The 13054-nt window shown below is 61.1% G+C and carries 9 protein-coding genes; 5 read left to right on the top strand and 4 right to left on the bottom strand.

Features of this window, described 5'->3' with window-relative positions; genetic code table 11:
* On the top strand, positions 1-1986 hold a 1986-nt coding region (locus tag V2B23_RS28040), incomplete at its 5' end, for a DUF6537 domain-containing protein (protein WP_430953254.1).
* Positions 1987-2058: 72 nt separating this feature from the next.
* Here V2B23_RS28040 and V2B23_RS28035 read toward each other — a convergent pair.
* Positions 2059-2700: an LppP/LprE family lipoprotein gene (locus V2B23_RS28035; protein ID WP_430953253.1), complete on the bottom strand. Its 642-nt coding sequence runs from the start codon at positions 2698-2700 to the stop codon at positions 2059-2061.
* A 149-nt stretch (positions 2701-2849) separates the two neighbouring features.
* On the opposite strand from V2B23_RS28035, the gene V2B23_RS28030 reads away from it, so the two are divergent.
* Both V2B23_RS28030 and V2B23_RS28025 read left to right on the top strand, forming a co-directional pair.
* Positions 2850-3656 (top strand): MerR family transcriptional regulator, encoded by an 807-nt coding sequence (locus V2B23_RS28030; protein ID WP_430953252.1) that lies wholly within the window; start codon positions 2850-2852, stop codon positions 3654-3656.
* Complete coding sequence (locus V2B23_RS28025) at positions 3653-4225, top strand: hypothetical protein (protein ID WP_430953251.1); 573 nt, start codon at positions 3653-3655, stop codon at positions 4223-4225. The genes V2B23_RS28030 and V2B23_RS28025 overlap by 4 nt, the downstream gene beginning before the upstream one ends.
* Positions 4226-4236: 11 nt before the next feature.
* Here the strand turns inward: V2B23_RS28025 and V2B23_RS28020 are convergent, their stop codons facing one another.
* Entirely contained in the window at positions 4237-5877 is a 1641-nt protein-coding gene (locus tag V2B23_RS28020; protein ID WP_430953250.1) for an amidohydrolase, read from the bottom strand.
* Positions 5878-6136: 259 nt separating this feature from the next.
* On the opposite strand from V2B23_RS28020, the gene V2B23_RS28015 reads away from it, so the two are divergent.
* Positions 6137-6766, top strand: coding sequence for a TMEM175 family protein (locus V2B23_RS28015; protein WP_430953249.1), 630 nt, complete (start codon positions 6137-6139; stop codon positions 6764-6766).
* Positions 6767-6978: 212 nt separating this feature from the next.
* Positions 6979-9405 carry an ATP-dependent Clp protease ATP-binding subunit gene (locus V2B23_RS28010; RefSeq protein ID WP_430953248.1) on the top strand — a complete coding sequence of 809 codons (2427 nt, stop codon included), beginning with the start codon at positions 6979-6981 and terminating at the stop codon, positions 9403-9405.
* Here V2B23_RS28010 and V2B23_RS28005 read toward each other — a convergent pair.
* Both V2B23_RS28005 and V2B23_RS28000 read right to left on the bottom strand, forming a co-directional pair.
* Positions 9398-11347 carry an FAD/NAD(P)-binding protein gene (locus V2B23_RS28005; RefSeq protein ID WP_430953247.1) on the bottom strand — a complete coding sequence of 650 codons (1950 nt, stop codon included), beginning with the start codon at positions 11345-11347 and terminating at the stop codon, positions 9398-9400. The two genes, V2B23_RS28010 and V2B23_RS28005, sit on opposite strands and share 8 nt — an antisense overlap.
* 179 nt (positions 11348-11526) lie before the next feature.
* Positions 11527-12948 carry a short-chain fatty acyl-CoA regulator family protein gene (locus tag V2B23_RS28000; protein ID WP_430953246.1) on the bottom strand — a complete coding sequence of 474 codons (1422 nt, stop codon included), beginning with the start codon at positions 12946-12948 and terminating at the stop codon, positions 11527-11529.
* Between the last annotated feature and the right edge of the window lie 106 nt (positions 12949-13054).

Raw genomic sequence — 13054 nt, 5'->3', positions numbered from 1 at the left:
GACGTGCCTCACCTGTTCCAGAACATCGGCGACGGCACCTTCTTCCACTCCGGTCAATTGGCTGTCCAGGCGTGCATCGCTGCAGGCGTGAACATCACCTACAAGTTGCTCTACAACGAGGTAGTGGCGATGACCGGTGCGCAGGACGCGGAAGGTGCCCTCTCCGTTGCTCAACTCAGCCACAAGCTGACCACCGAGGGTGTCAAGCAGATCATCATCTGTGCGGACGATCCGGGCCGGCACAGCAAGCGTGCCCTGGCCAAGGGCACCAAACTCTGGCACCGCGATCGTCTCGACGAGGCTCAGAAGGAGCTTCGCGAGATCAAGGGCGTCACGGTCCTGATCTACGACCAGCACTGTGCGGCCGACGCGAGACGTCAGCGCAAGCGCGGCACCCTGCCCACCCGCAACACGCGCGTCGTCATCAACGAGGCGGTGTGCGAAGGCTGCGGTGACTGCGGTGTGAAGTCGAACTGCCTGTCGGTTCAGCCGGTGGACACCGAGTACGGTCGCAAGACGAAGATCGACCAGACGTCCTGCAACACCGACTACACCTGTATGGACGGCGATTGCCCGTCGTTCGTGACCGTCGAACTGGTACCGGGTAAGAAGGCTCCCAAGGCTGCTCGTCCCGTCCCGCCGGTGGTCGCAGATCCTGATCTCGGACCGCTCACCACAACCCAGAACGTCTTCCTCGCGGGCATCGGCGGCACCGGCATCGTCACCGTCAACCAGGTGCTGGCAACAGCGGCACTGCGCGCCGGCCTCGAGGTGGAGAGTCTGGACCAGATCGGCCTCAGCCAGAAGGCCGGACCCGTTGTCTCACATCTGCGTTTCAGTTCCGGCGCGCTCGAGCCGTCCAACCGCCTCACCCCGGGCAGTGCGGATTGCATCGTTGCCTTCGACCTGCTGACCGCGACCGACAACAAGAACCTCGACTACGGCAACCACGAGTCGACCATCTCCATCGCATCGACGTCGCAGACGCCGACCGGAGACATGGTCTACGACAAGGAAGTTCGCTACCCCGAGGAGTCCTCCCTCCTGGCTCGCCTGGACAAGGTCTCGCGGACGCTGCGTTCGTTCGACGCACTTGCCGCGGCGCAGGAGCTGTTCGGTAACACGGCAGCAGCCAACTTCCTGCTGATCGGTGCGGCATACCAAAGCGGGGGACTTCGTCTGCCGGCTGAGGCCATCGAAGAGGCGATCGGCATCAACGGTGTTGCCGTGGAAGCAAATATCGCCGCATTCCGCTGGGGCCGCGCGGCAATTGCCGACACGATTGCGTTCGAGGAAGTCACGACGCCTGCCAAGTCCGTCCGCACACCGGTCGTCGCACCGGCACACATGTTCGCCGGGACAACCTTGGCTGGTGAGACCCTGCGACTGGTGGAACTGCGTGCTGCGCAGTTGATCGAGTTCCAGTCCGTCAAGGTCGCTGCGCGCTACATCGATCAGGTTCAGGCGGTCTGGACCGCCGAGCGGGCCGCAACCGAGCGCACCGACTTCAGTGAAGCGGTCGCCCGTGGCCTGTTCAAGTTCACCGCGTACAAGGACGAGTACGAAGTTGCTCGCATGCTGGTCGATCCCGCCTTCATCGACGAGGTCAAGTCCCAGGTGCCTGCGGGTGAGAACCTGACGTACAAGCTGCACCCGCCGATTCTCAAGGTGATGGGTCGTAAGAAGAAGATCGGGTTCGGGCCGAAGGCGCATGTGGCGCTGAAGGTTTTGGCCAAGGGCAAGAAGCTTCGCGGCACCAAGCTCGATCCGTTCGGTTACATGCACGTCCGCAAGGTCGAGCGTGAACTGCTCGAACAGTACGAGACCATCGTCGCGGATCTGTCCCGCGCCTTGGGCACCGACGGTTACGACCGCGCCGTCGACATCGCGGCACTCCCGGACATGGTTCGTGGTTACGAGGACGTCAAGCTCGGCAACGTCGAACTGTACAAGGCACGCCTGCGTGAGTTGGGTGTCAACGGCTAACTCGGTACGAGGGATGACTGTGCCCCAGCGACCACGTGTCGCTGGGGCACAGTTGTATTGAAGGTCGATAGTTCAGGAGGGTGGGAACTGTCCGTCGGCAACCACAGCGCTTCCGTTCCAGGTGAAGTTCACGACGCTCGGTCCGCCCTGTGGACAGCAGAACGCATCGTCGTCCAAGAGCCAACGGTATTGGACGGACACCGAATCCTCGTTGCTGTCGATGACATGTGTGTACGAGTACGGCTTACCGGTAGCCGTGCCCAGGTAGCTCCCGTCGCGGAAAAACAAGACGTGCGACTGGTACGTCGCATCCCCGATACCGTCGCCGTCGACCGAAACCCAGAGCAGGTCAGGGCAATTACCGATCTGCTCTTCGCTCGCGGATCTCGGTATCCAACTGCCCCCGTTGACGTCGGTACCCAGCGTGCCGATCGCATCGGCGACGAGTGCGGAGCCGACATCCAAACAGGGGCCCGAGGCGGGTACTGCTGTCGTTGTCGTTGTCGTTGTCGCCGGCGTGGATGTGGTTGTGCTGGTGTCTGATTGTGACGGGAGGGAACTCGTCACGGTCGCCGCGACATCATTTGTCGTCGTGGGAGCTGCCGAGGGTGTACTCGATACCGCTCCAGGCGTGCTTTCGGTCGACCCGCAGGCAGCGACCGTCACCAGTGCGGTAGCCGCGATGACGGCTGAAATCGGAGTTCTCCTGCGCATGCGTCCTCCCGAGAGTGTGGATTCAGGTGTTCGAGCCCCTCCCTCGTTCTGTCGCCGCGCTACGCGCTTGCGTTATCGAACTGCCGGTAACGATCAGCTCTCGAGTTTCCCCTTGACCTTCACGCTACGTCATGGTTGACACTGGGTTCATGCGTATAGGACAGCTAGCGGAGGCTGCTCAGACCACACCGAGGACTGTGCGGCACTACCATCGGCTCGGGTTGCTCGCGGAACCCGTCCGGCGGGCAAACGGATATCGCGAGTACACGATGGATGACGTCGTACGGTTGGTCCGTATTCGCTGGTTAGCCGAGCGGGGTGTCCCGTTGGGTTCGATAGCGGCGTTGTTCTCCGCAGACACCTCGGAAGAAGGTGTGAGCGATTCCGTTGCCGATCTCCGAGCGTTGATCGGAGCAGTGGAGGTCGAACAGGCAAAACTGGCGCGTCGGCACGTCGGATTGACGTCGATGCTCGCGGACGCCGAGAGTGGACGCACCGTTTCTGCCTTGCCTGTGGAAGTTGCGTCGGCCTTGACCGAGGCCGTCGATTCCGCGTCGTCGCCGGGAGTGCAGCGAGCGCTCGAGCGTGAACGAGATCTCCTCGAGGTGCTGGCAATGACGGGAAGCGCTCCCGAACAGTTTTTACGCTCGTACGCGTCGGTGATCGCGGATGGCAAGAAGCGTTCCCACTACCTCGCGTCGCTCTCGGAATGGTCGAGTATCGAAGGGAAGGAGCCGGTTTCGATCGAGCGCGCAATCGAGCAGCTCGCATGCAGCATCCTGGCTCAATTCGACGAACAGGCAATTGCGGACCTGAGATCCCAGTCCGCCGGTGTCGGACTGGGCATGCCCGTCTCTCTCGACGATGTTGTTCCGGACCCGGCGCAACGTGAGGTAGTACTGCGGGTTCAGCGCGCGCTCGTGGCGCGAATGGCTGGCGAGGGTGAGGGGCGATGACAGTCACGGGCACAAACCTGTGGGCACTGTGGCTCTGGATTCGAGGCCGTGACGCAGTCGTGGAGAAGGGTGCCGTCGTCGTTCGATCCAGCGGTGGATCGTTGGTTCTTCCTGTCGCTTTCGGCATTGCCACCGTCATCGAAATGGCTGTGCTGCACCTCCTTGTGCCCTGGACGTGGCTCCGTGTGGTTCTCGCAGTGGCGTCCGTGTGGTCGTTGGTGGCGCTGTTCGGCTACCTGGCTCTGCATCGGGTTAACCCACACTTCGCGACGGACACACGGTTTGTGGTGCGGCAATCCGGAACAGTCATCGCTTCGATCCAGCGAGGGTTCGTCGCGTCGGCGGCGTGCGTGCGCCGATTCGATACAACAACACCGGAGATAGAAGGCGGCCGGTTGACCTTGCCGAATCTCGACGGAACCAACGTCGATGTGGTTCTGCGACAACCGATCCACGTCGAACTGCCCGCGCTGATCCCACGATACCGGCAGAGCGGATTCGTCGACAGGATCAGCCTGTACGTCGACGAACCCGCTGATCTGGTGGGACTGTTGTCGAAGGTGCCGTGAATGTCGTTGGACTACTGCGGGTTTTGTGCGGAGTTGACGTAGCGAACTGACCCGGCGACAACAGTCATCGCGATCTCGGTGGTGAGAAGTGAGTGGACACCTTCTGTGAACGGATCGTGTTTCAGTACGACAAAATCGGCAGCTTTTCCCCGAACCAGTTGTCCGGTCAGGTTTTCCCACCGACACGAGTAGGCCGCGTCCCGAGTGGCGTGTGCCAGAGCTTCTGCGAGAGGAAGTGCGTACTGCGGGAGATTGGGTGGCAGCGACGGATCGATGGCCGACATACGGGTAGTGGCGATGAACATGTTCGGCAGCGGTGGGTGAGGCGCAGTCGGCGCGTCCGATCCCAGCGCGAGAACCGCACCGGCCTCGGTGAATTCGGGCCACGGATAGGCGCGATTCACGCGATAGTCGCCGAGCATCGCCCGCCAGTTTTCTTGAATAGCGGGATCCGCGTGAACTGGTTGCATCGAGGCGATTATTCCCAGGCGGGTGAGCCTTTCGACGTTGTCTCGGGTGATCGACTCCAGATGTTCCATTCGGTGCCGGCGGGGAATGTCTCCATTGGTTGCGATCGCGTATTCGAGTGCCGTCAACCCGATCTCGGACGCCTCGTCGCCGATGGCATGCATGGCTATCTGCAAGCCTGCGGCGTCGGCGGCGGTGACGACGGGGATCAATGACTCCAGATCCCAGATGGGTTCGGCGTTGGTCCCGTCCGAATACGGCTCTTTCATTGCAGCAGTACAGCTGTCGATCACTCCGTCGATGATGATCTTGATGCCCGCGACGGCGAGCCACGGACCTTGGACGCGATTGTGCAACTCGATGACCTCGTGGACCTGCCTGACGTTGTCGGCGTCGTTGTCCTCACGCGTCATCAGCCAATGTGCAGCGACCCGCAATGGCAGTGTTCCGTTCCCCGCATCCAATGCTCTTTCCAGTGAAGCTAATTCGTCCGGGCCGAGCGCCATGTCCACTGCGCCGGTCACGCCGTCTTCGAGATAGCGTCGGAACGCGAGCGCCAGGGCGGTGTCCCTGTCCTCGTCGGTTGCGAGTTCAGCCAGCTTCGGCCACACATAGAGCATCACGGCGGTCTCGTACAGCATTCCGGTTGCTTCTCCGGTGCTCGGGTCTCGATCGATGCGACCACCGATCGGGTCGGGCGTGCCGGCATCGATGCCAAGTTCTCGTAGCGCCGCGCTGTTCACCCAGACCGAATGCAGATCGTTGGCGTCGAGGTACACGGGACGATCAGGCACAACGGCGTCGATCATCTCACGCGTCGGGTGCTGCCCACCGAGTGCCGAGAACAGCCAACTGCGTCCAAGCAGACGTGGGGCGTCGGGGTTCGCTTCCGAGAATGTGCGGATGCTGGTCTGAATGTCGGCAACACTGGTGGCGTCGAGTAAATCGAGCTTCTGCAGTGAGAAACCCATCATGATCAAGTGGGTATGCGCGTCGACAAACCCTGGAAGTACCACGGCGCCTTGGAGATCGACCACGTCGGCGTCGGGGGCAAGGATTTCCGCGAACTCGGACTCTCCCGAGAAAATGAGCTGCTGATCCTTGACGACCAGCGATTCGGCCCACCCGACTTCGGCTGCAGTGAAAATCTTCCCGTTGCGGTAGTGAGTGATCCGCTCATTCATGACTTTTCGTGATCCTTACGCGATGACGGTGGTTGTGATAGCGGCGCTGTGGTGACGATACGCACCCTCGGTGCGCGCGGACAGTCGAGATACCAAGGCGAGGGGGGACCAGCAGAAGGGAGTTGATGGAGGCGATTCGTCGAGTATGGGGAGTGGCGCGTCGACCACTAGGTCTAGCGAATTTGATTCGTTAAATGTCCGTTTCACGCGAAGCTGGCGTCGCCGATCTGTTTCTTGTTGTGAGGCATATGCTTCCGCAATGGCTGAGATTGCCGAACGAACCCGCTACTTCGAGCGCTACGTCACTTTCATCGACGCGATCGTCGCCATCGCGATCACGTTGCTCGTTCTGCCGTTGGTCGAACTGACCAGCGACCACCACGGCACAACCTCTGAGTTGCTGCACGAGAACGCTGCGCAGTTCTACTCCTTCGCGCTGAGCTTTCTGGTGATCTTCCGGTTGTGGTGGTCGCAGCATCGGTTGCTTCGTTTTGTGATCGACGCAGACAAGGTGGTTGTGCGCGGGTTGGCACTGTGGGTGCTGACCATCGTGTTCTTGCCCTTCCCGACGGCGTTGGTTGCCGCGCCGTCGCAGGATCTGGGAACCAGGGCTCTCTATATCGGGACGATGGCCGCCAGTGCTGCGTGCCTGGCAGTGGTCGCGTGGGGTCTGGTCCGCAAGCCGTCGTTGAGTGAAGAGGGTGCAAAACCCGATCTCGCGGCCGAGGTCGTCACTTTCCTGATACTCGTGGTGGCACTACTCGTCAGTGTGCTCGTGCCGGCGACTTCGTACTTCCCGCTGTTTCTTCTCTTGCTCTCGTCGCCGATCGAGAAACTGTGGAAACGAGAAACTCCGCTTAGGCTTCGGCGTCATGGAAGCAGAGCTTGACCATCTCGTTTGAGGCGTGCCGCGCGCCGAATCTGCGCACGCGCGGACGATCGAGCGCGCGTCCGCACAATCGCCCTGCGGCGTCGCCTGTCCAGCGGGAATCTCGAATCCACTTCCGATGTTGAAACAAATCCACGCCTTCGGGAATTGATTCGCCTCCGAGCACGTTACTTGAGTCAAGAACGCTCAACTTACTATTAGGAGGCTTCGGAATGCCAGCATTCTTCGGGCCCGAGGGTCCCGGTCGCATCGACCTTTCCCGGCTCATGAGCAGGGCCACCCAGCAACTTATGGCTGAGGCTGCTCGCGCAGCGTCTGCTCGCGGTGATTCGGATCTCGATGCACTGCACGTTCTCCGCGTCATGGCGGAGCAGGACCCGGTCCGCACGCTCATGCAGCGCGCCGGGGCCGACCCGAAAGCCGTGGTCGAGGCAATCGACCAGCGGCTGCCACAAGGCCGTGAGCAGGGCGGCTTCACTGCGCCCGTGCTCAGCAGCGCCGTAAAAACTGCACTACTCGAGGCGCATCAGTTGGCTCGGGCATTGGGATCGACGTACATCGACCCCGAACACCTCTTCATCGCGTTGGCCGGCGACATGGATCACGTTCCCGGTCGTCTGCTCGCTTCCGCCGGTGTGACGCCGGAGAAGTTGCAGAACGCCGTTCGGAATCCGAATGCACCTGCCGAGGAGAGTGACTCCGACACTCCGATGCTCGACAAGTTCGGGGTGGACCTCACCGATCGCGCCCGAAACGGCGGCGTCGATCCGGTGATCGGCCGCGCCGACGAGATCGAACAGACCATCGAGATTCTCTCCCGTCGCACCAAGAACAACCCTGTTCTGGTGGGTGAAGCCGGTGTCGGCAAGACCGCCATCGTGGAGGGTCTGGCTCAGCGCATCGTCGACGGTGAAGTGCCGGACTCGTTGGTGGGCAAGAGAATTGTCCAGCTCGAACTGTCCAGCATGGTCTCGGGTACTCGGTACCGCGGTGACTTCGAGGAACGCCTCACCAAGGTCATCGACGAGATCACGGCCAACAAGGACGAGCTGATCGTGTTCATCGACGAGATGCACACCATCGCAGGTGCCGGCGGCGGCGCCGAGGGTGCGATGGATGCCGGAAACATCCTCAAGCCCAAGCTCGCTCGCGGTGAACTGCACATCGTCGGTGCCACCACACTCGACGAATACCGCAAGCACATCGAGAAAGATCCCGCTCTCGAGCGTCGCTTCCAGCCTGTTCAGGTGGGGGAGCCGTCGATCGAGGATGCTATCGCGATCTTGAGTGGCTTGCGCAGTCGCTACGAGGATCACCACAAGGTGCACTACACCGACGAGGCGATCACCGCTGCGGTGGAACTGTCGGCTCGCTACATCGGCGATAGGTTCCTGCCGGACAAGGCAATCGACTTGATCGACCAGGCCGGCGCCCGGCTCCGTCTGAAGACGACCACCGTGGACACCGCTGCCTTGACGCAACGTCTCGAACAGCTCGAGAGCGACAAGGAGAAAGCAGTCGCCGACGAGTTGTACGAGAAGGCGTCGCAGCTGCGTGACGAGATCAACAATGTCACACAGCGTCTCGAAAAGGCGGGGACCCAGGCTCCCGTTGCGGAGGAAACACCGGACGTGACTGCGGAGCAGATTGCCGAAGTTGTCGCTCGCGCAACGGGTATCCCGGCCAGCCAGATGACTCAGGCAGAGAAGGATCGCCTGCGTCGGCTGGAAGAGGAACTGCACAGCCGGGTGGTCGGTCAGGACGATGCTGTGCGCGCAATCGCACGCGCAGTGCGTCGCAGCCGTACCGGTATGAGCGACCCGAATCGACCCGTCGGGAGCTTCCTGTTCCTCGGACCCACCGGTGTCGGTAAGACAGAGCTGGCAAAAGCTTTGGCTGCCACACTCTTCGGTGACGAGAACAAGATGCTGCGCTTCGACATGAGTGAATTCGGCGAGAGGCACACGGTCAGCAGGTTGGTCGGTGCACCTCCCGGATACGTCGGCTACGGCGAGGCCGGACAGCTCACGGAACAGGTGCGTCGTAACCCGTACTCGGTGATCCTGCTCGACGAGATCGAGAAGGCACACCCGGACGTGTTCAACACCTTGCTCCAAGTGCTCGACGACGGACGACTGACCGACGGCCAGGGTCGCACGGTGGACTTCAAGAACACCGTCGTGATCATGACCAGCAACCTCGGCTCGGACATCATCTCGAGCAAGTCCGGTGGACTCGGCTTCATCACCGGTGACGCAGAGTCGGCGGAGAAGCCGCTGCGTGATCGTGTGATGGCTCGGCTGCGCGAGTCGATGCGGCCTGAGTTCCTCAACCGTATCGACGAGATCGTGATCTTCCGCAAGCTCGACACCGAGCAATTGCACCGGATCACGGACCTGCTGCTCGAGGACAGCCGTAAGCGGTTGCAGTCCAAGGGCATCGAGATCGAGTTCACAGCTGACGCGGTGGACTGGATTGCCGAGCACGGTCACCAACCCGAGTTCGGAGCCCGGCCGCTCCGCCGCTCCATCCAGCGGGTTGTCGACGACAAGATCGCCGACATGCTGCTCGACGATCTCCTCGAAGAGGGTGGCAGCATCACCGTCGCGGTTGACGAGGGTGAGTTGGTGTTCAGCTAGGGGTTTCGCCCCTGTGCGCCTTTCCGGTAGTGGACGCTACCGGAAAGGCGCACAGTCGTGTAGCCCCAAGAATCTCCGCCGCCAGCGCGTCGTTGTGCCGGAAGAACCCCGCATTGGTGCGCGGTCGGGGGAAGGCCGCAGACCAGTTGTGGCCGGCAACCCAAGGTCCGACTGCAAAACGACGGGGATGAACTGTGTTGTCGGCGTGGCAGATTCGCGACGTCCCGTCCACGGCCAGCTTTGCTGCGCTGTCAACGGTGGCCCGTAGTTCAACCGCCTCGCCGCGCCGGTGCAGGGAACGCAGCAGTGCGTCGCCGCTTGCACTGATGGAGGCAACGGGCAAGCGCGCTTCGATGAGGGTGCGCGTAGCGACGATGTCGGTATGGGATGCGCTGCGCGCGACAAACAATCCGTCTCCGGTCGACGGATCTATCTCGGTGGAGAAAACGGTATCGGGGCCCAGGAACTGCACTATGCCTGCTTCATTGAGTGCCAGCAGTTGCTCGAGTCGCTCCGGCGGCGGACCACTGGCAATGAAGCTGAAGAAGGAATGCAACCAGCCCTCTACATCTTTGGCGACCGATTCCGCCGGAATTCGGCCACGGCGCAACAACTCTCCGACGGTCATGTACGACGACAGCAGTGCCGAGAAGACAGCGGCATCGGCGCTGAAATACGGATCCGATCTGCGCGAAATATCGGCCCTGACGTACTCACTGATCCGTTTCTGAACTGCGTCCAATCCGTCGTAACGTTCGCCGCCGAGTGGACGGTTGAGCCGCTCCAGATCGATTCGGTCTTCCGCTTTCGGCACGGCGTTCTCGATCAATTCGTCCAGACGCGGCGATCCCCAACTCAGCGAGGCAAATTCGTTGTCGAATTCTTCCCACGTGCCCACAGTCCGTTCCGGATGTGCAGCAAACAGTTCGTAATAGTGCGCGCCCGCCAGTTCCTTCGAGGCCAGCGGCCAGATATCTTCGTGGAAGTTCAGCGGGCCGTCGCCAGGCACCAGATCCGCGGTGAAGAACCTCGGTAGCGGCGGTCGAGCGTCTTCAATCGAGTACGAAATCTTGGAGTGGTAGGGAACTCCTCGACGCGATCCCGCGTACAGAAGTGGTTCTCGACCTGACGGCGAGTACACAAGGTTGCCGTTGTCGGCCCGTTCGAACACACCACCGCGACTCTCTGCGAGTAGCACCATCCAGTCGATGAACGCCAGTCCCAGGCCCGCGATCAATACCGGCTCACCTTCGGCAATGATGCCGGCGTCGAGGTCTGCAGTGTATCCGGGGCCGACGTAGGTCAATCCGTGTTCGGCGGAGAAGTCGCTCAGGTGAATCTCACGCGGGGCGGCCAACGCGTCCGGGTGTCCCTGGGCCAGCAGGACACTCGTTGCCTCGATCACGCGACCGTTGTCGAGTCGGACGATTTGCGTACCGTCCGCGTCATCGATCTCGATCACTGACCGACGATGTATCCGAACGTCGACGTGTAGCGGTGCAGAATCGACAGCCGATTGGAATACCCAATGCAGATAACGGCTTTGCAAGGATCTCGACGCAAACGACGCCGGTGTGACGGTCGGAATCTCGTCTGCGATTTCGGGGAAGGCGCAGAGCTCATCCGCATTCTGGGCGACCCATTCGGCCAGAGTTGGCCCCGGCACGATCGGACCGTCGACGATTGTGGTGCTGTCGGTGAACATCGTAACGTCAGCGGTAGTGGAGTTCATCCACAGAAGAGGGGCCTGGCTGCCACGCCAGATGCGTCCGGCGCCAGCTGGATACGGGTCGACCACATGAATTTCTAGTGGCGTCGGGTCTGAGTTCACCGCTTCCTGCGCGAGGATGCGTTCGAGTACGCCGGTGCCACGAGGACCGCCGCCCACGATCACGATGACTGCAGCATCCCCCACTGACGTATGGGGTCGGTCGGCGTCCACAAATCCTCCATCGGACCTGGCAGAAAGCACCCACACCTCAGGCAGAGGGGGTTGCTGCGACGTCAGGGAGCCAGGACTCTCGATCGCTCGAAGATGGTGAGCCTTAGTCTTATCCGTCGAGGGTTGTGTGGCAAGGAATTCCGGATATCGGATCAGCGTGAATCAAACTGTTGTGACGATCATTCCTGCGGATAAGGTAGATGGCTACTGCTGTTCTGACTCACCGATACGGGCCGACCCAGCTGAGGGAACGCGCGTTGAGCGCACGACGGTCGGTCACACACCTTGCATCCTGCTCCGATCGGGACGATCGTGGCCGGATCGTCTGTCTGTATGCCGCGCGAATAGACCATGCGCTCCGCGTAGGTGATGTCGCAGCCGAGTCCGATGGCAAAATTTCGTTCGGGGGCAAGGTACCCCAACCCGCCGCTGTGTGTCGTGCGCGCAATCCACAGATACGTTCGCCCGTCCGGCATCTTTGCGACCTGAGTCAGGATGCGGCCAGGGCTGGCGAATGCTTCGTGCACTACCCACAGGGGGCAACTACCGCCTACCCGTGAGAAGTGAAATGCGGTGGCTGACTGACGCTTCGATATGTTTCCGGCGCGGTCGGTGCGTACGAAGAAGAACGGGATGCCGCGCTGCCCGTGTCGCTGCAGGGTGGACAGGCGGTGGCAGATGGTCTCGAAACCGACCTCGAACTTCAGGCTCAGAAGCTCGATATCGTAGCGCAGGGTCTCCGCGGAACTCAGGAATACGCTGTAGGGGAGCAGTAGTGCACCGGCAAAGTAGTGGGCCAATCCGATGCGCGCGAGAGCGGCGGACTCCGCGGTCAACGACTCATCCTCTGCTGCAATGGAATCAATGAGTTCTGCCTGGGTGAAGAAGGCCAACTGCATTGCGATCTGGAATGCGCGTTGCCCCGCGGAGAGTCGGCGGGCCAGGGTGAGAAGTGATTTTTCGCCGTCGTAGAACCGTTTGGGCTCCAACTTGTCCGGCTCGTCAGTGCGGATGCGGACTGTGACGCCATGTTGATCGCGCAATAGTCGAGCCAACTGAAGATCGAGTGCTCCGACGGTCAATTTGTTGTCGACAAAGAGCTTTTCCGCGGCGTCGTCGAGGGCTGCGATGTGATTGCGGCGATCGTAGAAGAAGTCGCGAACCTCTTCATACGGCATGGGCATCAGAGCGGTTTCGGGAACTGCATCACCGGATAATTGCGTCGAGAATTGATCGAGTTGCTCGGTAGCGGCATGTAATCGCCTGTGCAGCATCACCAATGTGCGTCCGACGGCCGGCATCCGGGCTACCAACTCGTCCACTTCGGCCAGGGATACCTCACCGGATTCCGATGTCTCGGCGAGAGCTTCGTGGACATCGGCAACCAGACGCGCATCGGAGTCCGACGCGAAGAACTGGACATCGAGGTCGAATTCGGAATTGAGTTTCAACAGAACCGGGACGGTCAGCGGGCGTTGATCGTTCTCGAGTTGATTGACGTAACTCGGGGAGAGTTCGAGCACCTTGGCGAGTGCGGACTGTGACAGGTTGCGTTCGTCGCGGAGGCGTCGTAGACGGGCACCCGCATACATCTTTTTCATCGAATCTCCTCGGTACTAATGAAAGATCACACTACCGAGGCGAAGTTCGCAACGTTCGCAACTTTGCAAGGTCGCTGTTGCACAAATAGGCATATGTAAGCACTTT

The sequence above is a fragment of the Rhodococcus sp. 24CO genome, from assembly GCF_050586165.1.
Lineage (GTDB): Bacteria > Actinomycetota > Actinomycetes > Mycobacteriales > Mycobacteriaceae > Rhodococcus_F.
The sequence above is the reverse complement of the archived record's forward strand: the minus strand, read 5'-3'. Positions and strand labels throughout refer to the sequence as shown.

Coding starts and splice junctions, on each gene's coding strand:
- V2B23_RS28035 (WP_430953253.1), bottom strand. CDS start 2,700: ATGCGCAGGAGAACTCCGATTTCAGCCGTCATCGCGGCTACCGCACTG.
- V2B23_RS28030 (WP_430953252.1), top strand. CDS start 2,850: ATGCGTATAGGACAGCTAGCGGAGGCTGCTCAGACCACACCGAGGACT.
- V2B23_RS28025 (WP_430953251.1), top strand. CDS start 3,653: ATGACAGTCACGGGCACAAACCTGTGGGCACTGTGGCTCTGGATTCGA.
- V2B23_RS28020 (WP_430953250.1), bottom strand. CDS start 5,877: ATGAATGAGCGGATCACTCACTACCGCAACGGGAAGATTTTCACTGCA.
- V2B23_RS28015 (WP_430953249.1), top strand. CDS start 6,137: ATGGCTGAGATTGCCGAACGAACCCGCTACTTCGAGCGCTACGTCACT.
- V2B23_RS28010 (WP_430953248.1), top strand. CDS start 6,979: ATGCCAGCATTCTTCGGGCCCGAGGGTCCCGGTCGCATCGACCTTTCC.
- V2B23_RS28000 (WP_430953246.1), bottom strand. CDS start 12,948: ATGAAAAAGATGTATGCGGGTGCCCGTCTACGACGCCTCCGCGACGAA.